Below are 20,003 nucleotides of genomic sequence, written 5' to 3'. Positions count from 1 at the left end.
GTGAGGGCGTCGTTCACGCTGGGCAGGGTCACCGCCTTGATGGCCGGCTTGCCCTTGCTCGTACAGTCCTGCTTGGACAGCTGGGGCAGCCACTGGAGCTCCGCGGTGCTGCCGGACTGGACACCGACACGGTGCCCGCACAGCGTGTGGGTGCTCAGGCCCTGCGGATTTCCGTAGGGGACGGACACTCCGGTCCCGGCCTTGAAGTAGTCGACCATGTCGAGCACCTTCAGCCGGTCCTTGGTCGCGCCCATGGTGGAGGCGGTGAAGTCGTACCGGCCGGCCTGCAGGCCGGTGATGATGGTGTCGAACTTGACGTTGTTGAACTGCAGCTTCAGGCCGAGCTTGGCGGCGATCAGCCGGGACATGTCCGGGTTGAACCCGATCGGCGTCTTGTTGTCCGATGCCATGAACGTGGTGGGCGGGCTGGTCAGGTCCATGGCCACCGAGAGCGTGCCCTTGGACTTCACCGCCGCGGGCAGCAGCTTCACCGCCTTCGCATCCGGCTTCACACCGACCGAGATGTCGTCGGTGTGCTCGGCCGACGAGCCGGCTCCCCTGCCCTGCGTCGCACTCTTCGATCCCCCGTTCTGCGGGGTGCCGCTCGCCCCGCACGCGGCGAGCGCGAGGGCCAAAGCCGTCGTGACGATCGGAACGCTGAAGTGTCTGCTGACTCGCATGGGTCTGCTCCTTACTCAAAGGGGAAAGCACCCTGGGAGCCGCTCGCTCCCGGAGGGGTGGCTGTCTGGAACTGGCTGGGGCGATCCGGAACTCGTCGGACTGGCCGTCGGGTCTCGTGGGGTGCCGAATGGCATTCGCTCATCGCGTCGACCGGACCCGCGGTTCGCGACCTTCACGTACGACAAAGGCCGGGGTGTTCAGAAGGCGGTGTATCCGCCGTCGACGGGGAGGACTGCTTCGGTGATGTACGACGACTCTGATGATGCGAAGAAGAGGATCGCCTCGGCGACTTCTTCGGGGGTGGCGAGGCGTTGCAGCGGGATCTGGGTCTCGCGCTCGCGGCGGTAGGCCTCAGGGTCGGGGCTGCGCTGGATCGCCCCTTCGATGATCGGCCAGGGGGTTTCGTCCCGGGGCCCGTCAGCTGAGGAATCCGCGGGCGTCGACCGGCCACCGCTGCAGCGACGTGCCGGCGCTGTTGGTGACGATCAACTCCTCGAAATTGACGACAACCGGACAGACGTGGTTCGGCACCACTGGCACCACGGTGCCGACCCTGGGGCGGAACTCGCCCGCGGGCAGCGCGAGGAATCCGTGGTACTCGTTGAGCTTGGACAGAACGGCCGTCGTGCCGGCGACCCGGCCGTAGCCGCGCTCGATGCTGCCTTCGCGGCTGAGAGCCTTGGTGCCCGCGTCGAGGATGACCTGCTCGGGCGCCCAGTCGCTGACCACGGTGGCGGCGACGAACAGCGCGATCTGATCGTCCGTGCAGGCGCCGAGCCGGGCGTTGTTCAGGTCCCCGAAGACGTACTCGCCGGGACGGATCTCGGTGATCACGCTGCTGGTGGAGAACTCGACGGTGGGGGTGGAGCCGGCGCTGACCACTTCGGCGGTGATCCCGACGCCGTCGAGGCTGCGTACCGCGGTGGTGAGCGCGGCATCCTGGTCCTGCGCGGCGCGTTCGCGAGCGTCCGGGCCGGTGCTGCCGTGACCTGGATAGGTGAAGACGCCCACCGGCACCAGGCCGCGCTTGCGGGCGGCGAGCGCGAGGTCGCCCGCGACCTCGGGCGGCGCCCCGGAACGACGGGCACCACAGTCGACCTCGACCACGACCTGCAGCCGGTCCGGTTCGTCTCCCATCGCGTCGGCGAGGGCCTCGATCGCCGCGACGTTGTCGACGCCGACCCGGAGCCGGACGGACTCGGCGAGCCGGCGGATCCGGGTCCCCTTCGTTCCCGCAGGCCAGATCGGGTAGGCGAGGAAGATGTCGTCGAATCCGGCCTGGGCGAAGACCTCGGCCTCACCGACATTGCCCGCGGTGATTCCGACCGCCCCGGCCTCGATCTGCCGCCGCCCGATTTCCACACACTTGTGCGTCTTGACGTGAGGCCTGACATCGAGTTTCTGCTGGTCGGCGAAGCCCTGCATACGGTCGATGTTGTCTTGCATGACGTCGACCAGCACGATCGGCGCGGGGGTGTCGATCCGCTCGACCAGAGCGTCGAGTGCTCGTTGGAGCCGGTTCACGCTGCCCTCCCTTGGTTCTGTCTGGTGGTGATCGAGGGGCGCGGGTGCTGACTCCCTCGGATGCCGAACGTGCGCGGCCCGCGACATCGCGCGCGCTCGCAGCCACACCGCCGCCGTATCCGCCCCGCAGCGCGGCGCAGACCATCTGGATCTCGACCGGATTGTTGAGCGGTAGCCCGGCGATGAACGTGGAGGCGAAACGCCGCATGAATGACTTAAAAACAGCAGGCTCATTGTCGTTTGTCGACCGTACTTCTTGTCGTTTGTCGACCATATGGGGGGCCGTCGAGCACTGTCAATACACGCTTCAGCCTCAAGCACAACCTGGAAGCCTGGCGGCTCGATCTGCCGCCGCGGGAAGCGATGGTCAAGGTCGTGACCTGTCTCCACCGGTCTGATGCTGACCCTGCAGCAGTGCCATGAGGCGTACCTGGCCTACCGCGGGACCGGCCGCGCCGGCACAAATGCCGCCGTCAACGGCTTGATCGAGCTTCACCGACGCGTCGCCCGCGACTTCAGGAACCGTGCCGACCAGCGGTCGGGCACTCTTCGCCGACGGCGGCTGACTTACCCCGAACCTTCAGGGAGGCCGCGCCACTCAGACCTCGCTTCGCATGGCCTGTGATCTCTTGGGCGGTGCAAGACCAGTTCTGATGTCCGTCGAGGGAGGTGAGGCGTCCTCAGAGCAGTGGCCGACTTTCCAATGCCAGGCCACGGCCCCTGCACCGAGGTCCTGCCCGTGGTCGTCCACTCGATCACCGAGCGCACCGGAGCCGACGCCGACTGCGCCGTGTGAGAGCGGGGGCAGGGGAGCACCGGGGGAACGGACCGCTACGACCACCTGCGCCGATGGATCCGTGAGCGCGGAATCCGTCACAGCATCGCCCGCAAAGGCATCGAGTCCTCCACCCGGCTGGGCCGTCACCGCTGGGTCGTCGAATGCGTTCCGGCGGAGGCTCTTCTACCTCACCGTCGATGTGGCGGTCGTACAGGTCGCTGAAGACCGGCCGGCGGTCTTGTCATCTGGCCGGTCGACAACACGAACCTCAGCCATGGGAAACGGCGTCTTACCCGTCGAACCGTGCGGCGACCGGCAGCCCCACCCAAGATCCACTACAAGCTTACGTTGAGACAATGCCATGGGTCTGCAACGTCACGGTGGCGAGTGGGCTTGTGGACTTCACGCACCCGGCATGGCCTCATGCATGCCGGGGGGCGTGCGTTCCCCCCTGATCTCCCGTCTGGCCCCGCAGCCCCATGGGGAAATGGGCAGCCAGTTCCTGGCGGAACGCGTCGGCGTCGCCTTCCAGGGCAACCGCAGCCAACCTCTCGTGCTCGACGACCAGTTGTTGCGGGTCGTCGCTGTAAGTGCGGTGATCGACACTGAGGTGGAGGCGAAGCTTGGTCTCCCAGCCGTTCCAAAGACTCTGCAGGACGCCGTGCTCCGAGAGGTCGTAGAAGAGCCTGTGGAAGCGAAGGTGCGCATCGATGCTGGCCGGGATGTCGTCTTTCTCAATTGCCCGGCGGAGATCCTCGACGGTTTGCAGCAACCGCGGCCGCTCAGGACCGCGTAGCGCTTCGACCGAGAGCTCGGCGGCGTACGGCTCGACACGTAGCCGGACCGAGTCGATCTCGGCGACCTCACGAGCGCTCACCTCTATGACGAACGCCCCACGGTAGGGGATCTTTACGACGAGTCCTTCCTCCTCCAGCTTGGTCAGCGCCTCGCGCAGCGGGGAACGGCTGATCCCGAGATCCGCGGCGATGTGCGCCTCCCGCAGCTGGCCACCCGGAGGTACGGTCCCGTCGAGGATGGCGGCACGCAGTGTGCGATAGACGCCGTCCGGCGTCGTCGTCCGCTGCTCCAGCCACTCGAACTTGTGATCCACCCGTCGCCTCCCTGGCCCTTACGACCATTTGGTCGTTTGTCGACTATACTCCACTGATCTTTCATCGACACCTCAAGTCGGCTGTCTGTCGACCGAACTCCCTGACCTCACAGCCGTGCTCCTTCCGGATCACGGGTCGCGGTGACAGGTCGGCGTCTCGGGTGGGGTCTTTGGGCTGTCGGTCCGATGCCGGTCCGATGCCAGGGGGCTTTTGGGCCTGCAACAGGGTGAAGACGACCATGTAGGCGCCCTTGAGCCGTCCGACGCAGAGTGCGTCAAGCGAGCTGACCGGGGTGCGAGCCATCGGCTACCTGCGACCTCGGCACGGGCCCCGGTCACGGCACCGGTGACGAGCGTCGGCTGCCCAAGGAACTCGTTGACAGTGGCCGCCAATATGGTCGACAATCGACAGCAGCTGGTCGACAATCGTCCAGAGCGGCTCAGGCCGCCCCGCCGAAGCACTAGGAGGACCCGTGGGATTCGACGTCAAGCCCAAGTTCGTGACGTTCGACATGAACGGAACGCTGATCAAGTTCAGCATCAACGACGCGATGCGTGAGGTCGTGGGCGACCGACTGCCGGCTGAGGTCGCCGATGAGTACCTGCGGATCTGCAAGGCGTACCGGATCGACGAGTGCACGGGCGCGTACCAGCCGTTCCACCAGGTCGTCGCCCGCTCCATGGAACGCGCCTCGCGCAGCGTCGGTCTCGAGTACCGCGAGGACGAGGCGCGTGCGGTGTACGAGCGCATCCCCACCTGGGGCCCGTACCCCGGTGTCACCGAGGCACTGAACCGCCTGGCCGAGGCAGTCCCGCTGGTCATCATCACCAACAGCGACACCGCGCACGCCGTGCGTCTCGCGGAGAACCTCAAGGCCCCGTTCGAGGTCGTCATCAGCGCCGAGGAGATGGGCGTCTACAAGCCACGACTCCGCGCCTTCGAGTACATGTTCGACAAGCTTGGCGTGACGCCCGACGAGCTCGTGCACGTCTCCGCGAGCCCGATGTACGACCTGCGATCCGCGGCGATCATGGGCATCAAGAACAAGGTGTACGTCGACCGCGGCTTCGAGCACGACGAGCACTGGCTCGGCTACGAGCGCATCACCGACATCGCCGACCTTCCAGTCCTCTTCGGCCTCCCTCGCCCCTGACGCCTGAGCGGAGAACTGAGAAAATGATCCAAAGCAAGGCGGTGGCGGCATGAGTCTGCCACTACCTCAAACCGTCAAGGGCGACTCGGCTTCAGAAAGGCTCCGAACCCTCGGACTGGAGCTACCCGTCCTCGCCGGTAACGCGTACTACGTGCACCACCGGGCGGTGGGCTCCAGCATCCATATCTCGGGCCAACTGCCCTACAAGGACGGTGAGCTGCTGGGTCAGGGTGTTGTCGGTCGGGACGTGGAACTGGAGACCGCGAAGGACCTCGCGCGCCATGCCGCGCTCAACTGTCTCGCCGCCGCTGTGGGGGCGGTGGGTGATCTGGACCGGGTCCGTATCGTTCAGATGCTCGTCTTCGTGGCCAGCACGTCGGACTTCGGTCTGCAGTCGCAGGTCGCCAACGCGGCCAGTGAACTGCTCATCGAGGTGCTGGGCGAGAACGGACGGCACGCCCGCACCGCGATCGGCGTCGCCGGGCTACCCCTCAACACCCCTGTGGAGATCCAGATGATCTGCACCGCGGTGTAGTGGCGAACCAATCATGAGGAGCGCAGCTGTGAACCGGCTCCCACAGGCATTCAACGCGCTCGTCGAGCGACTCGACACCCCAGCGCCGATCGTGCCGGCCGACGTGATGCGGGACAGCATCGACCGTACGCAGGGCTGCGCCACGGAGCACAGCGTCGACGTCAGGCCGCATGTCAAGACGCACACATGCGTCAAGATCGGTCGGCGCCAGGTCAAGGCAGGGGCCGTCGGAAAGACCGCGGGCAACGTGGGTGGCCGAGCTCTTCGCCGCGGCCGGATTCCACGGCATGTTCCTCGCCTACCCGATCTGGCCCACGGAGGACGAAGGGGCCGCGGACCCGGCGGCTGGCCGAGACGACCCGCCTGTGGGTCGGCGCCGAGAACGCCGCGGCCATCGGCGCCCTCGCCGATGCGGTGCCGGACGACGCCGGGCGACTGGAGGTCGTGATCGAGGTCGGCTGTGGAGCCTGTCGTTCCGGGGGCCTCCTGAGGCCGTCGGCGACCTCGCGCTCGACGCCCGCAAGCGGCCTGGTGCCGGTGAGAGTCTTCACCTACCCGGGCCATGGCAGCATCGGCCCTGACGCCCGCCGGGGTGCGGGGCGAGATCAGGACCCCGCGCTCCCCGTCGCAGTGCGCAGCCCCGAGCGCGGCCACGGCGGCATCGCCGGCATCACCGCCGTCCTGGCCAAGCTCAACGAGTGCCAGGGGTTCCTCCCGCTCCCCCGGAGGCTCCCGGCCGAGTGTCGGCGCCGTGCTTCCGATCGTGTCCGACCACGTCTGCCTGGGGGTGGTCAATGTCGAGAAAGTACACGTCACCAGACAGCACGGGACGGTGCTGGAGCGGTGGCCCGTCGACGCCCGCGGATTCCTCGGAGGGCCGGCCGGGACGGGATCCCCGCCCCGGTCGGCCCTCCCCACAGTTCACCCATGAAGGAGGGTCTGTCATGAGACTCGAGAAGGTCACCGCCCTGGTCACGGGCGCCAACAGCGGCATCGGGCAGGCAGTGTGCTCCCACTTCCGTCGTGAAGGGGCGCGACTGATGCTCACCGGGCGCAGGGAGCAGCTCGACAGCGCCCGGCCCGAGGACGTGTATGTCCCTGGAGACCTCAACGACGAGGCCTTCGTCGAGAACCTGGCCCGCCGAGCCTCGGAGACCTTCGGCACCGTCGACGCCGTCGTCCTCAACCACGGCCTCCAGGTCAGCAGCCCTCTGACCGAGATGGCCTACGACGACGCGAAGAACGTGCTCCACAGCAACCTGCTCAGCTCCTTCCTGGTGATGAAGCACTTCGCGCCGCTGATGCCCGCCACGGGCGGCTCGTTCGTCTGCGTCAGCTCGCGGCTCGGCATGGTCGGCAAGCCCGAGGAAGTCCTGTACTCCGCCGCGAAGGGCGGCCTCATCATGCTCGCCAAGGGCGCGGCGATCGAATGGGCTCCCCGGAACATCCGGGTCAACGTGGTCGCCCCGGGCCTCACCGCGACCCCGGTCATCGAAGCCTCCTTCCAGCGCAGGTCCGACCCCGAGGCCACCCGCCGCCAGCGTGAGGGGCAGATCCCGCTCCAACGCCTCGCCACCCCCGAGGAGATCGCCGACGCCGTCCTCTTCCTCGCATCGTCGGAGTCCTCGTACATCACCGGGGCAACCCTCGCCGTCGACGGCGGCTACACCGCCTTCTAGCACCGGCCCACACGGTTCCCAGAGACTGAAGAAGGACACGCATGAACGCCCTTGGGGCACCACCCCGAAACGGAGAGCTCGGCTTCTGGATGGCCCAAATAGCCGACAAGAGGCCGTCGTTCCCCCGCTTCACCGGCCAGGACTCCGTCGACGTGGCCATTATCGGCGGCGGCTACACCGGCCTGTGGGCGGCGTACTTCGCCAAGAAGCTGGAACCGTCGCTCTCGGTCGCTGTCTTCGAGGCCGAACAGGTGGGCTACGGCGCCTCAGGACGCAACGGTGGCTGGCTCTCGGCCATGCCCCCGGGAAACCGTGCCACCTTCGCCCGCGCCGGGGGAGGGCTGGAAGCGAGCCGGGCGCTGCAGCAGGAATTCGTCGCCGGCGTCGACTCCGTCCTGGACATCCTCCAGGCCGAGGGCATCGATGCCGATCAGCACAAGGGTGGCGCGCTCGTCGCCGCCCACACGCGGGCGGGGCTGGGCCGGCTTGTCGCCAGGCGTGATGCCGACCTGAAGTACGGGCTGACCGACGACGACGTCCACATGCTCGACCGGGACGCGTTCCAAAGCCGGATCAACATCGCCACCGTCCACGGCGGGCTCTTCTACAAGCACTGCGCTCGATTCCACCCCGCGAAACTCGTCTACGGCCTCGCCGACACCCTGACCTCCATGGGGGTCAGCATCTACGAGGGCAGCCGAGTGGACAGTGTCGAGGGCAAGACCCTCACCCTGGCCAACGGACGCGTCACCGCGGCCAGGACGTTCATCTGCACCGAAGGCTATTCCGGACAGCTGCTGGGCCGCCGAAGCCTGATCCCTGTCAATTCCTCGCTGATCGTGACCAAGCCCCTGTCGGAGGAGGCATGGCAGCGGATCGGCTGGGACGGACTCCAGTGTCTCAGCGACTCCGCGCACACGTTCATCTACGCCCAGCGGACGTCGCACGGCCGTATCGCCATGGGAGGCCGCGGCGTTCCCTACCGCTTCGGGTCCGGCACAGGGGGAGCCGGTTCAACCGCCCAGTCCACCATTGGCCTGATCTCGCACAAGCTCAGTTCCTTTTTCCCGGGCATCCCCTTCGAGGTGGACCACGCCTGGTCGGGGGTCCTGGGCGTCACGCGGGACTGGAACGGCGGCGTGCACTGGGACCCGGTATCCGGGATCGGATCGTCCACCGGCTACGCGGGACACGGCGTCACGTCGGCCTACGTCGGCGGCAGGACACTCGTGGAGCTCGCCTTCGAGAAGGAAACCGAACGGACCACCCTGCCCTGGGTCGGCTACCGGGCACGGAAGTGGGAACCGGAGCCCATCCGCTGGCTGGGCGTTCACGCCATGTACCGGCTCTTCGGCATTGCCGACCGGTGGGAAGAGCGCAGGGGTTCCAGCAGAACCTCACTCCTGGCCAGGTTCGGCAGCAGACTCGCGGGACTTCACGAGTAAAGCGAAGGGAAACTGCTCTCATGGATGCACAACTCGCAGTCATCGGCCTGGGCAGCATCGGAAGCATGGCCCTGTGGCAGGCCTCCCGGCTGTCCGACTCGGTAGTGGGCTTCGAGGCGGCCACCCCGGCCCACGGCCGCAGTGCCGTGGGCGGGGACACCCGCCTGTTCCGCATGGTCTACCTCGGGAAGCCCGACTACTACCCCGTCATGGAACGCTCCCGCAGCCTCTGGGCCGAGCTCGAAGCCGAAACCGGGCAGGACATCCTCATACCCACCGGGGGGCTGTCCATCGGGACGGCGAACGGCAGCTTCATCAACAACCTCCTCGAGACAACGCGCATCACCGGAGCCGAGCACTGCGTCCTCAGCCGGGAGGAGTTGGCGGAACGCTACCCCCAGCACAACCTCCGCCCCGACGACTGCGCCATCTATGACCCCCGCGCCGGCGTTCTGCGCACCGACCGCGCCGTCAGCGCCGCCGTCGCGGCGGCCCGGGCGAACGGCGCCACCGTCCTTCAGAACACACCCGTGGACAGCATCACTGAAACCGAACACGGCGTGGTCGTCGCCTCCGGCGACAGAACCTGGACGTTCGAGAAGGTCATCGTCGCCTCGGGGGGCTGGTCCCGAAGGCTCATGCCCGACCACCTCAAGGCCGTTACGGAAACCCATCGGATCGTCCTGACCTGGTTCATCGCCCAGGACGGCACGCAGTTCTCGCCGGAGAACTTCCCCGTCTTCAGCCGGCTGTACGACGATCGCGCCATGTACGGTGCACCCGCCGTCGATGGCGTGACGGTCAAGGCATCGGTGGACGGACCGATGGACGGGCGCGGAAGGGCAACCCCCGACCCGGACCGCGTCCCCAGAGAACTCACCCCGGAAGAAAACGAGAAGGTCATCGAGATCGTCACCGAATTCTTTCCCGGCCTGACCCCCACCATCGTGCGCTCCGACGCCTTTCCCGACCTTTTCACCGAGGACAGGCATCCCCTCCTCGGCTGGCTGGATGAGAACAGCAGGGTCTACTGTGCCACCGGATTCTCCGGAAAGGGCTTCAAGATGGCGACCGGCTATGGCCACATCGCCGCACACGAGGCGCTGGGCAAGCAGACCATCGAAGGCTTGGACTTCGTGCGTCCGGACCGGTTCAAGACCAGGTAGCCACCCACTCCCGCGGCCTCGACGCAGCGTACTGCCACCGCGCGATGCTGGACTCGATCCGCTGCCTCGTGGATAACGGCATCAAGTGGCGCGCCATGCCGGTGGACTTCCGGCCGTGGGACCGGGCGGCCGAACCGGGATGCGCCCCGAACACGAGATGCAGATCGATGAGGACGCCCGCACCGCCTACTGCGCGAAGATCGAGCGGTGGTCGGCGCGGGGTACGGCGGTATCGAGGCCGCCTTGATGCGAACGTCGATGACGGGCCGTCAGGCCGATGAAGATGTGTCGCATGGTGCCGCTGAGGCCCTCCGGCACTGCACGGGTGGATGATGCACACCTATAGACATCCGATCTATTTCCCGGCGACGATGTTCGGGCGGGCGACAGGCGTCCATGTGACCTCACATCCTCCGCGAAAGAGCCGATGAATGGCCGGGAGATCTCACGTGATCGATGAAAACTCACCGCAGCGACGAAGCGTTCTCAAGCTCGGCGGTGGCCTCGCCTTCGCACCTCTGCTCACTCAACTGACCGGCGGAACTCCCGCATCGGCGGCCGTCCGGTGGCCCACCCTCTCGCGCGAGGCGCTGACCTACTCCGTACCCGCCATGGACTGGCAGTCACAGGCCCTGCCCATCGGCAACGGCCGACTGGGCGCCATGCTCTTCGCCGATCCCCACGAGGAGCGCATCCAGTTCAACGAACAGAGCCTCTGGGGCGGTGTCAACAACTACGACAACGCCCTCGCGGGCAAGCCGGACAGCGATTTCGACACCGGCATGACCGGCTTCGGCTCGTACCGCAACTTCGGTGACGTCGTCGTCACCTTCGCCCCCCGAGCGAGCCCGAAGGTCACGGCGCCGGGGGGACCGTACAGCACCTCCCCCTCGGAGGGCGTCGACAAGACGTACGACGGTGACGCGAGGACCAAGTGGTGCATCGACGGGCCGGGTTCGAAGGTGCGGTGGCAGGTCGAGCTCCCCACTCCCGTCGAGGTCGCCTCCTACCGTCTGACGAGTGCCGACGACGTGCCGCAGCGCGACCCGCAGGAGTGGACGCTCTCCGGCTCAGCCGACGGCACCACGTGGACCACGCTCGACAGACGCACCCTGGAAGCGCCCTTCGAAAACCGTTTCCAGACGAAGGAGTTCACCTGTGCCGACCCCGCGGCCTACCGCTTCTACCGGTTCGACTTCGTCCCCGAGGCGGGCGTCAGCCACTTCCAGGTGAGCGAGATCGGTCTGTCCGGCGTCGACCTCGGCGTGGGCGGTGCGGTGTACCTGTCGTCGCCGAGCGGGCATTCCACGGGACCCGGCGCCGGGCCACGGTCCCGGTCCGGGTCCCGGTCCACGGGCATCTCGTGTTCGGTGGACCGCGATCCGGCCACGGTCTGGCGAGTCGGACCGGCCGCATCGGAGGTCGTATGGCAGGCCGATCTGCCCCGCCCGGTCGCCGTCACCTCCTACGTGCTGACGGCGGCCCCCGACCGTCCGAAGGACGATCCCCGGCGATGGAGGCTCGAGGCGTCGCAGGACGGGCACGCCTGGACGACCCTCGACACGCAGAACCCCGGGGCGCCCTTCGCCGGCCGCGGCGAGACCCGGACCTTCCGGGTCACCGACAGCACGGCCTACCGCTCCTACCGGCTCACGCTGGCCCCCGGCGCGTCGTCCACCGGCCTCCAGATCGCGGAGATCGCACTGGAGGGCAAGGGCTTCGACACCCGCACACAGCGGACGGTCGTCGACTACCGGCGCTCCCTCGACTTCGTGCACGGCGTCCACGTCACCCGCTTCGGCGCTCCGGGGCGGCGCGTCCTGCGCGAGGCCTTCGCCAGCCGGTCCGCGGACGTCATGGTCTTCCGGTACACGTCGGAGCGGGCCGGAGACCTCTCCGGAGCGATAGCGCTGACGTCCGGGCAGGACAAGGCCCCGACGACCGTCGACGCCGGCGCCGGGCGGATCTCCTTCAGCGGTGTCATGGGCAACGGCCTCAAGCACGCGTGCACCGTCCAGGCCGTGCAGACCGACGGCGGCCTCCGCGCCGACGGGCCGGTCCTCCGGTTCAGCGACTGCACGACCCTGACTCTGTACCTCGACGCCCGCACCGACTACAAGCTCGACGCCGCCGCCGGCTGGCGCGGAGCCGATCCGGAACCCGTCGTCGCCAGGACGCTCGGCAAGGCGACCGCCCGGCCCTACGATCGGCTGCGCCACGAGCACACCGCCGAGGTGCGCGCCCTCATGAAGCGTGTCGCGGTCGACTGGGGCAGCTCCGGCGCCGACGTCGTGACACTGCCCACCGACGCCCGGCTGGCGCGCTACGCGGCCGGCGGGGAGGACCCGACCCTCGAGCAGACGATGTTCGACTACGGCCGCTACCTGCTGGTCAGTTCCTCCCGCCCGAACGGCCTGCCCGCAAACCTCCAGGGCCTCTGGAACGACAGCAACCAGCCGGCCTGGGCCTCCGACTACCACACCAACATCAATGTCCAGATGAACTACTGGGGAGCCGAGACGACGAACCTGCCGGAGTGTCATGAGGCACTCGTCCGGTTCATCGAGCAGGTGGCGGTGCCCAGCCGTGTGGCGACCCGCAACGCCTTCGGCACGGACACGCGCGGCTGGACCGCCCGCACCAGTCAGAGCATCTTCGGCGGCAACGCGTGGGAGTGGAACACCGTCGCGAGTGCCTGGTACGCGCAACACCTGTACGAGCACTGGGCGTTCACCCAGGACCTGGCCTACCTCCGCACCGTCGCCTACCCGATGATCAAGGAGATCTGCGAGTTCTGGGAGGACCACTTGAAGGAGCGCGAGGACGGACTCCTCGTCGCACCGAACGGCTGGTCTCCCGAGCACGGGCCACGCGAGGACGGCGTGATGTACGGCCAGCAGATCATCTGGGACCTGTTCCAGAACTACCTCGACTGCGAGTCGGTGCTCGAGGCGGATCCCGTCCGCCGGGCCGAGGTCGCGGACATGCAGGCACGCCTCGCGCCGAACAAGGTGGGCAGGTGGGGGCAGTTGCAGGAGTGGCAGGAGGACATCGACAGCCCCACCGACATCCACCGCCACACCTCGCACCTCTTCGCGGTCTACCCGGGCCGCCAGATCACGCCGAGGACGGCGGACTTCGCGGCCGCCGCCCTCGTCTCGCTCAAGGCACGCTGCGGCGAGAAGGAAGGCGTCCCGTTCACGGCCGCGACGGTGTCGGGCGACAGCCGCCGTTCGTGGACCTGGCCCTGGCGGGCGGCTCTCTTCGCCCGCCTGGGCGATGGCCATCGCGCCCAGATCATGCTGCGCGGACTGCTGACCTACAACACGCTGCCCAACCTGTTCTGCAACCACCCTCCCTTCCAGATGGACGGCAACTTCGGCATCCCGGGCGCCGTGGCGGAGATGCTCCTGCAGAGCCACGACGGGGCCATCCACCTGCTGCCCGCCCTGCCGGACGGCTGGAAGGCAAGGGGCTCCTTCACCGGACTGCGCGCGCGGGGCGGTTACGAGGTCAGCTGCACCTGGCGGAACGGCAAGGTCACGTCGTACACCATCACGGCCGACCGGGCCCGGAACCGGGAGAAGGTCACCGTGCGGGTGAACGGCAGCGAGAAGAAGGTGAAGCCGGTCAAGCCTTGACGGTGTCGCAGTGCGATAACGGGGTTGACCCTCATGAAGAGCCCGAAGGCCTGCAAGCAGGCCGCCTCAACGGTCGGCGGCTGATGGGGGACGACGCCGACCGGCAGGAACATCAGTGCGGACAGCCCGCCGCTGCCGCGGAGGCGATGGCGCTGTACAGGGACAGGTTCATCGTCCCGAACCCGACGGCCGGCGACAGCACGGGCCACCACTGAAGGCGAGGAGAGGGAGATCGCCGGGCGGCTCCACATCAGCAGCAAGACCGTCGAGTACCACCGCGACATCTACGCCGAGCTCGCCCTCAGCGGCCGCCACGAGCTCCGCGACCTCGTCCAGCGGCAGGCGCAGCCGAGGTGACACCGGCTCGGAGGAGCCGCGGCGATGAGAAGGTGGGCCTCATGTCCACCTCAACGCCCGCTCGCCGCACCGCCCTTGCGGCAGCCGCGGCACTCGTCCTCGCGGCGACCCTCACCGCCTGCGGCGACCTGCACGCCTCGGACGCCACGTCGGGAACCGCTCCGAGCCCGACCGGCACGCCGTCGACTCATGCCCCGGGAGCCTCGCCGTACGTGGAGCCGGGGGCCGGCGACGGTGCCCCGCACTACCACGAGAACAACGCCTACCGCCGCGAGGGCGACATGGCTCCGGCCCACGCGAAGGACGCCGAGCGGGAGGCCGCCCGCATCCGGCCGGTGCTGGAGCGTCTGTGGGAGCAGCGGACGTGGGACCCCGCGACCGTCCGGACGGCCCTGCTCCGGCTCGGCTACGAGGAGGAGCGCGTCACGAAGGGCGGCAAGCGCCTCGGCGGCACGCTCACCGTCACGCGGATGTCCCCGCGCTGGAAGGACGACGGCTACGTCACGCCCGAGGGGACACGAGTCGCCCTGCGCGTCCATGACGACGCCTGCGTGTCGGCGTTCGTGCAGAGGTCGAACTTCGAGGTGCGGACCAACGGCCCCTACCCGGAGACCGGCTGCTTCGAGCCGCCCTACGGCCACTGAGGACCATGGTCCCGGGCGTGGATGAAGCCGACGTCACCGGGTACTCGGCGCCACATGATCAGGCGCGCACTGTGGCAGGGGCTGGTCGCCGGTACCGCCGGAGGCGTCGTGATGACCCTCGGCGAGAAGATCGAGCAGGTGGTCACCGGCCGCCCGGACTCCCATGTGCCCGCCCGGGTCCTTCAGCGTCTCACCGGCCTGCCCGAACGTCCCGGCACCCCACCCCTGCCGGTCAACTGGGCCATGCACTTCGGCCAGGCCGCCCTCCTCGGCGTACTGCGCTCGATCATGGCCCAGTCCGGGCTGCGCGGGCCGGTCGCGTCCGCCAAGTTCACCGTCGTCCGCCTCACCAACGACCAGATCCTGGAGAACGCCACCGGCGTGGGCGCCCCGCCCGCCACCTGGCCGCGCACCGAACTCGCCGTGGACCTCCTGCACAAGACCGTCTACGGCTTCGTCACCGGTGCCGTGGCCGATGCCCTGGCCGCCCGGAACGGCCCCGGCCCCGGCAGGCGCCACGCCGCCCGCCGCCCGGGCCGCCACGCCGATGCCGGGCCTCTTCCCCGCGAGGAGAGTCACGGACGCTGAGCCTGACTCTCAGCGGGTGAGCACACCGGCCGCCAGCGAGCCCGCTCCGGCGGCACAGGCCAGCACCGCGCAGGCACCGGCCGCGTGCCGTCTGAGCAGTGCGCTCCGCAGCTCGGCGTAGCGGCTCTCGTACTCCCGCCGCAGTTCCTCGGCCCGTCGCACGGTGTCGCGCATCAGCTGCCGGGTGACATCGAGGCGCCGGCGGACGTAGTGGACGGTGAGCTCCTCGGCCTGGGCCGTGGTCAGCCACGGCATCCGCGCGCACAGTTCCTCGGCCTCACGCTGCGCCTGGTCGCGATGGGTGTGGGCGAGAAGGTACCCCTCGGTCTCGTCGGCCAGAACGCTGCGCGGCTCACCGTGTGCCTCGGGTCTGCCGCGTCTCACCGCCGGTCGCCCTTGTGCCCCTCGACGTCGAGCACATCGCGCTGCCCGGTGTTCTCCGCCTCGTCCAGGCTCGCCACGTCCGGGTGGCGCAGGTCGAAGGCGGGCGACTCGGAGCGGATCTTGGGCAGGGTGAGGAAGTTGTGGCGGGGCGGCGGGCAGGACGTGGCCCACTCCAGGGAGCGGCCGAAGCCCCAGGGGTCGTCGACCTCGACCTTCTCGCCCCTCTGGGCGGTCCGCCACACGTTGTACAGGAAGGGCAGGGTGGACAGGCCGAGGAGGAACGCGCCGATCGAGGAGACGGTGTTGAGGGCGGTGAAACCGTCGGCGGCCAGATAGTCGGCGTAGCGGCGGGGCATGCCCTCGGCGCCGAGCCAGTGCTGCACCAGGAAGGTGGTGTGGAAACCGATGAACAGCGTCCAGAAGTGGATCTTCTCCAGGCGCTCGTCGAGCATCGTGCCGGTCATCTTCGGCCACCAGAAGCTGAACCCGCCGAACATCGCGAACACGATCGTGCCGAAGAGCACGTAGTGGAAGTGGGCGATCACGAAGTAGCTGTCGGTGACGTGCCAGTCCAGCGGCGGGGACCCCAGGATGACGCCGGTCAGGCCGCCGAAGAGGAAGGTGACCAGAAAGCCCAACGCCCACAGCATGGGTGGTTCGAACGACAGCGAGCCCCGCCACATCGTGCCGATCCAGTTGAAGAACTTCACGCCCGTCGGTACGGCGATCAGATACGTCATGAAGGCGAAGAACGGCAGCAGCACCGCGCCGGTGGCGAACATGTGGTGCGCCCACACCGTCACCGACAGCCCGGCGATGGAGATGGTGGCACCGATCAGACCGGTGTAACCGAAGATCGGCTTGCGGGCGAAGACAGGGATGATCTCGGTGATCACGCCGAAGAACGGCAGTGCCAGGATGTACACCTCCGGGTGACCGAAGAACCAGAACAGGTGCTGCCACAGGATGGCGCCCCCGTTCTCCGCGTTGAACACCTGGGCGCCGAAACGCCGGTCCGCCTCCAGCACCAGCAGCGCGGCGGCCAGGACCGGGAAGGCCAGCAGCACCAGCACCGAGGTGAGCAGCACGTTCCAGGTGAAGATCGGCATCCGGAACATGGTCATGCCCGGGGCGCGCATGCAGATGATGGTGGTGATGAAGTTGACCGAGCCGAGGATGGTGCCGAAGCCGGACAGCGCCAGCCCCATGATCCACAGGTCCCCGCCGACGTGAGGGGTGCGCTCCCCACCGCTGAGCGGGGTGTACGCGGTCCAGCCGAAGTCGGCGGAGCCCTGCGGGGTGAGGAAGCTGCCGAGCACGATCAGGCCGCCGAAGAGGAACAGCCAGTACGAGAGCATGTTCAGCCGCGGGAAGGCCACATCGGGTGAACCGATCTGCAGCGGCATGACGGCGTTGGCGAAGCCGGCGAAGGTGGGCGTCGCGAACAGCAGCAGCATGATCGTGCCGTGCATGGTGAACGCCTGGTTGTACTGCTCGTTGGAGATGATCTGCAGCCCCGGCCGGGCCAGCTCCGCCCGGATGAGCATCGCCAGTGCACCCGCGACCAGGAAGAACCCGAACGACGTGATCAGATACAGGTGCCCGATCTTCTTGTGATCGGTGGTCGTCAGCCAGGAGACGATCACCTTCCCTCGGCCGCGGCGCTCCACCGCGGGTACCGGCGCAACCGGTTCAGTGTGTGTCGCCATCAGTTCCTCGATCGGCAGCAACGGTGCACGGACGGTCATCCGGCCGGGAGGAACCTATTCCTTCGCGTTCATCACCGTTGTCTGCAACCGGGTGTTCTTGGGCCGAATGGCGGAATGATCCATTCGACCGGGCGGTGGGCTCAATGCCGCTTACGCAGGATCGCGGCGACGGCGGCGGAAACGAGGAGGCCGGTGAGTCCGGTCAGGGCCCTCTTCAGCACCGCCGAGGGAAGGACCGGCCCGAGCCCGTCGCGCAGCCGGTCGTAGAGACTGAGCGGCACACCCAGGAGCGCGTTGCCGGGCGGGCGGCGCGGGACGATCGGGTGGGGGTGCGTGGGCGCGCTCTTGCGTACCGCCTCCCACGCGGTACCGAGCCGGCGCAACTGGGGGATGTCCAGATCTTCCTGCAGCCGGGGCAGGACGAGGTCCTCCTCGTCCCGGATGTCCTGGCGGATCAGGGCGAAGACCCGCCGCACCATCTCCTCGCGCTCCGGGCTGCCGGGGCTCAGGCGCTCGATGCCGGCGACGAGATCGTTGATCTGCTGATGCTCCTCCTCCACCCGCGAGGTCAGCTCCTCGCCGTCCGCCACCGAGCGGCGCACGGCCGGCCACAGCACGGTCTCCTCCGCGAAGGCGTGGCTGAAGACGAGCTGGACGACCTCCTTGAGGACCCGCTCGCGCTCCTCGCCGTCCGGCAGGGCCCGGTACCGCTCCATGAGCCGGTCCATCTCCGCGTGATCACGCCGTTGCCGCGCGAGGACGCTGCTCGGACCGCCCAGTTGCTCCACTGTCTGCTCTTCGATCGTCCGGGGCATGGGGACCGCTCCCTTCCGCGAGCCGGCGAGGGCTCCGGCACCGTGACGGCAGCCGCTGGACCGCCCGTGCGCGAGTACCCCGGTCCGGCCGACGGCACCGCGCCGACGGCTTTGACCGAGCAAGCGGTTTCTGCGTCTGTGTCATGTTTTGTCTCTCCGTGATCGCGGCACTCGGTCCTCCACGAGCGTGCGCCGAGAGGTGACCTCCTGCGAGAGGCGCGCCTCTCGCACGCCGGATCCGGCCCGGCCGCCGGGCGGAACAGAGGGTGGTCGATGACGACGATCGGCGTGGAAGAGGAGTACCTGCTGCTCGACCCGGTGACGGGCCTGCCGGTACCTCAGGCGGACAAAGTGCGCGCCGCGGCAGGCGTGGGGCATCTGGTGACCGACCAGGAGGTGCAGTACGAGCTGCTCCAGGCGCAGGTCGAGGTGGCCACACCGGTCTGCGACACCCTGGAGGAGGTCGGCGGCCATCTGCTGCGTCTGCGGCATGCCGTCGGCGTGGCCGCCGAGGAGCACGGCTGCCGGATCGGGGTCTGCGGGACACCACCGCTGCGGCACGGCCGTCCCATCGCCGTCACCGACCAGGCCCGCTATCGGGCCATGGTCGTGCAGGCGCCGCAACTGGTGGCGGAGCAGCTGGTCAACGGCACGCACGTGCACGTCGGCGTGCCCGACCGGGAGGCGGGAGTGCAGGTCCTGAACCGGATCCGGTGCCGGCTGCCGACGCTGACGGCCATGGCGGCGAACTCTCCGCTGTGGGACGGCCACGACACGGGCTTCGCGAGCTGGCGCACGGTGATCTTCAGCCGGTGGCCGGTCAGCGGCATGCCCCCGCACTTCCGGGACGCCGCGGACTACGACCGGCGCGCGGAACGGCTGCTGGAGGCCGGCCTGATCTCCGACACCGGTCAGCTCTACTGGCAGGCCCGCCTGTCCGCCGCCTACCCCACCATCGAGGTGCGGTGCCCGGACGTCCAGCTGCGCGCGGACGAGGCGGTCATGCTCGCCGCGATCATCCGGGCTCTGGTGGAGACGTCCCTGGCGGAAGCGGCCGCCGACGCGCCCGTGCCCGACTGCGCGCCGGAGCTGTTGCAGGCCGCCATGTGGCACGCCGCCCGGCACGGGCTGAGCGACACCCTGATCGACCCCGGCGGCACGGCGCACCGCGCGGGCGACGTGCTCTACGAGTTCCTGCGGCATGTCGCTCCCGCCCTCGACGCGTCCGGTGACACCCGTCAGGTCACGTCCCTGATCCACCGGTTGCTGCAGGACGGCACCGGCGCGGACCGGCAGCGCGCCGCCCTCGCCCACGGCGGTCTGCGCGCGGTCACCGAACTGATCAGCGCCCAGAGCACCCTGCCGTGACGCCGCGCACATCCCCCTCAGGCCGCCGCGGCGAACGCGGCGGCGACAGCGGTGTCGGCCCGGGCGTGGACGACCAGTCGCGTGCCGGCGGTGTCGGCGTGTGCCTCGAGCGCGCGGCGGGTGGGGGCGCTGTGCGTGGCCACCGACATCACTGTGCCCAGCCGGCTGCACAGACGGTGGACGCGCAGGAGCACACTGACCACCGCGCTCTGAGCGGCGCGCTCGTCGAGGAGGACGACCACCGGCGCCGGCCGGCAGGCCTGGACGAGGTCGCTGATCTTCGTGAGGAGCGTGGCACGGCCGCCGATTCCGGGGTCCTGATGGACCGTGATGACGAGGACTCCGCGATCGAGCGAATGGGACAGCAACACGGCCTCCGTGCCTCCGTTTCCTTCGTCGACGGGTCGTTCGGCCGTGGAAGTAC

Annotated in this window: 17 protein-coding genes and 1 pseudogene; 10 read left to right on the top strand and 8 right to left on the bottom strand. The window is 68.6% G+C overall.

All coding sequences use genetic code 11. The features are described 5' to 3' along the window. From ACIRDU_RS38045 to ACIRDU_RS38035, 3 genes are all read right to left on the bottom strand, one after another. On the bottom strand, nucleotides 1–680 hold a 680-nt coding region (locus tag ACIRDU_RS38045), incomplete at its 3' end, for a transporter substrate-binding domain-containing protein (RefSeq protein ID WP_403588701.1). Nucleotides 681–878: 198 nt separating this feature from the next. Beyond that, nucleotides 879–1,067: an SDR family oxidoreductase gene (locus ACIRDU_RS38040; RefSeq protein WP_403588705.1), complete on the bottom strand. Its 189-nt coding sequence runs from the start codon at nucleotides 1,065–1,067 to the stop codon at nucleotides 879–881. A gap of 31 nt (nucleotides 1,068–1,098) precedes the next feature. Beyond that, nucleotides 1,099–2,205, bottom strand: coding sequence for an alanine racemase (locus ACIRDU_RS38035; protein ID WP_403588699.1), 1,107 nt, complete (start codon nucleotides 2,203–2,205; stop codon nucleotides 1,099–1,101). A gap of 844 nt (nucleotides 2,206–3,049) precedes the next feature. On the opposite strand from ACIRDU_RS38035, the pseudogene ACIRDU_RS38030 reads away from it, so the two are divergent. After that, nucleotides 3,050–3,145: pseudogene (locus ACIRDU_RS38030) on the top strand (IS5/IS1182 family transposase); the annotation flags it as partial. A 259-nt stretch (nucleotides 3,146–3,404) separates the two neighbouring features. Here the strand turns inward: ACIRDU_RS38030 and ACIRDU_RS38025 are convergent. Further along, nucleotides 3,405–4,094 (bottom strand): GntR family transcriptional regulator, encoded by a 690-nt coding sequence (locus ACIRDU_RS38025; RefSeq protein ID WP_403588697.1) that lies wholly within the window; start codon nucleotides 4,092–4,094, stop codon nucleotides 3,405–3,407. 473 nt (nucleotides 4,095–4,567) lie between these two features. Between ACIRDU_RS38025 and ACIRDU_RS38020 the strand changes: the two genes are divergently transcribed. The 8 genes from ACIRDU_RS38020 to ACIRDU_RS37985 all read left to right on the top strand — a co-directional run bounded on the left by ACIRDU_RS38020 (nucleotide 4,568) and on the right by ACIRDU_RS37985 (nucleotide 15,303). Next, nucleotides 4,568–5,248, top strand: coding sequence for a haloacid dehalogenase type II (locus ACIRDU_RS38020; protein ID WP_403588695.1), 681 nt, complete (start codon nucleotides 4,568–4,570; stop codon nucleotides 5,246–5,248). Between the two features lie 49 nt (nucleotides 5,249–5,297). Further along, nucleotides 5,298–5,783 (top strand): RidA family protein, encoded by a 486-nt coding sequence (locus tag ACIRDU_RS38015; protein ID WP_403588693.1) that lies wholly within the window; start codon nucleotides 5,298–5,300, stop codon nucleotides 5,781–5,783. 944 nt (nucleotides 5,784–6,727) lie between these two features. Next, nucleotides 6,728–7,462 carry an SDR family NAD(P)-dependent oxidoreductase gene (locus ACIRDU_RS38010; protein WP_403588691.1) on the top strand — a complete coding sequence of 245 codons (735 nt, stop codon included), beginning with the start codon at nucleotides 6,728–6,730 and terminating at the stop codon, nucleotides 7,460–7,462. Nucleotides 7,463–7,503: 41 nt separating this feature from the next. Next, nucleotides 7,504–8,907 carry an NAD(P)/FAD-dependent oxidoreductase gene (locus tag ACIRDU_RS38005; protein ID WP_403588689.1) on the top strand — a complete coding sequence of 468 codons (1,404 nt, stop codon included), beginning with the start codon at nucleotides 7,504–7,506 and terminating at the stop codon, nucleotides 8,905–8,907. Between the two features lie 20 nt (nucleotides 8,908–8,927). After that, the gene (solA, locus tag ACIRDU_RS38000) at nucleotides 8,928–10,073 is read left to right on the top strand and encodes an N-methyl-L-tryptophan oxidase (RefSeq protein WP_403588687.1); all 1,146 of its coding nucleotides are present in this window, start codon (nucleotides 8,928–8,930) and stop codon (nucleotides 10,071–10,073) included. Between the two features lie 449 nt (nucleotides 10,074–10,522). Beyond that, a complete protein-coding gene (locus ACIRDU_RS37995; RefSeq protein WP_403588685.1) occupies nucleotides 10,523–13,714 on the top strand; it encodes a glycosyl hydrolase family 95 catalytic domain-containing protein in 3,192 nt (1,063 codons plus the stop codon). Nucleotides 13,715–14,112: 398 nt separating this feature from the next. Beyond that, nucleotides 14,113–14,715, top strand: coding sequence for a hypothetical protein (locus ACIRDU_RS37990; protein ID WP_403588683.1), 603 nt, complete (start codon nucleotides 14,113–14,115; stop codon nucleotides 14,713–14,715). 54 nt (nucleotides 14,716–14,769) lie between these two features. Next, nucleotides 14,770–15,303, top strand: a complete 534-nt coding sequence (locus ACIRDU_RS37985; protein ID WP_403588681.1) for a hypothetical protein — start codon at nucleotides 14,770–14,772, stop codon at nucleotides 15,301–15,303. Between the two features lie 9 nt (nucleotides 15,304–15,312). Here the strand turns inward: ACIRDU_RS37985 and ACIRDU_RS37980 are convergent, their stop codons facing one another. The 3 genes from ACIRDU_RS37980 to ACIRDU_RS37970 form a co-directional block, all read right to left on the bottom strand. Further along, nucleotides 15,313–15,687: a hypothetical protein gene (locus ACIRDU_RS37980; protein ID WP_403588679.1), complete on the bottom strand. Its 375-nt coding sequence runs from the start codon at nucleotides 15,685–15,687 to the stop codon at nucleotides 15,313–15,315. Continuing rightward, nucleotides 15,684–17,396, bottom strand: coding sequence for a cytochrome c oxidase subunit I (gene ctaD / locus ACIRDU_RS37975; protein ID WP_403588677.1), 1,713 nt, complete (start codon nucleotides 17,394–17,396; stop codon nucleotides 15,684–15,686). Before ctaD ends, ACIRDU_RS37980 begins: the two co-directional genes overlap by 4 nt. A gap of 140 nt (nucleotides 17,397–17,536) precedes the next feature. After that, a complete protein-coding gene (locus tag ACIRDU_RS37970; protein ID WP_403588675.1) occupies nucleotides 17,537–18,211 on the bottom strand; it encodes a hemerythrin domain-containing protein in 675 nt (224 codons plus the stop codon). A gap of 273 nt (nucleotides 18,212–18,484) precedes the next feature. On the opposite strand from ACIRDU_RS37970, the gene ACIRDU_RS37965 reads away from it, so the two are divergent. Continuing rightward, nucleotides 18,485–19,579, top strand: a complete 1,095-nt coding sequence (locus ACIRDU_RS37965; protein WP_403588673.1) for a glutamate--cysteine ligase — start codon at nucleotides 18,485–18,487, stop codon at nucleotides 19,577–19,579. Nucleotides 19,580–19,596: 17 nt separating this feature from the next. Here the strand turns inward: ACIRDU_RS37965 and ACIRDU_RS37960 are convergent, their stop codons facing one another. After that, on the bottom strand, nucleotides 19,597–19,947 hold the full coding sequence (locus tag ACIRDU_RS37960; RefSeq protein WP_403588703.1) for a hypothetical protein: 351 nt from the start codon (nucleotides 19,945–19,947) through the stop codon (nucleotides 19,597–19,599). Nucleotides 19,948–20,003 lie beyond the last annotated feature (56 nt).

It is taken from the genome of Streptomyces sp. NPDC093598 (assembly GCF_044764825.1).
GTDB lineage: Bacteria > Actinomycetota > Actinomycetes > Streptomycetales > Streptomycetaceae > Streptomyces.
The sequence above is the reverse complement of the archived record's forward strand: the minus strand, read 5'-3'. Positions and strand labels throughout refer to the sequence as shown.

Excerpts from the sequence above, each read along its gene's own strand:
- ACIRDU_RS37965 (WP_403588673.1), top strand. The coding sequence starts at position 18,485 with ATGACGACGATCGGCGTGGAAGAGGAGTACCTGCTGCTCGACCCGGTG.
- solA (WP_403588687.1), top strand. The coding sequence starts at position 8,928 with ATGGATGCACAACTCGCAGTCATCGGCCTGGGCAGCATCGGAAGCATG.
- ctaD (WP_403588677.1), bottom strand. The coding sequence starts at position 17,396 with ATGGCGACACACACTGAACCGGTTGCGCCGGTACCCGCGGTGGAGCGC.
- ACIRDU_RS37970 (WP_403588675.1), bottom strand. The coding sequence starts at position 18,211 with ATGCCCCGGACGATCGAAGAGCAGACAGTGGAGCAACTGGGCGGTCCG.
- ACIRDU_RS37990 (WP_403588683.1), top strand. The coding sequence starts at position 14,113 with ATGTCCACCTCAACGCCCGCTCGCCGCACCGCCCTTGCGGCAGCCGCG.
- ACIRDU_RS38005 (WP_403588689.1), top strand. The coding sequence starts at position 7,504 with ATGAACGCCCTTGGGGCACCACCCCGAAACGGAGAGCTCGGCTTCTGG.
- ACIRDU_RS37985 (WP_403588681.1), top strand. The coding sequence starts at position 14,770 with ATGATCAGGCGCGCACTGTGGCAGGGGCTGGTCGCCGGTACCGCCGGA.
- ACIRDU_RS38015 (WP_403588693.1), top strand. The coding sequence starts at position 5,298 with ATGAGTCTGCCACTACCTCAAACCGTCAAGGGCGACTCGGCTTCAGAA.
- ACIRDU_RS38010 (WP_403588691.1), top strand. The coding sequence starts at position 6,728 with ATGAGACTCGAGAAGGTCACCGCCCTGGTCACGGGCGCCAACAGCGGC.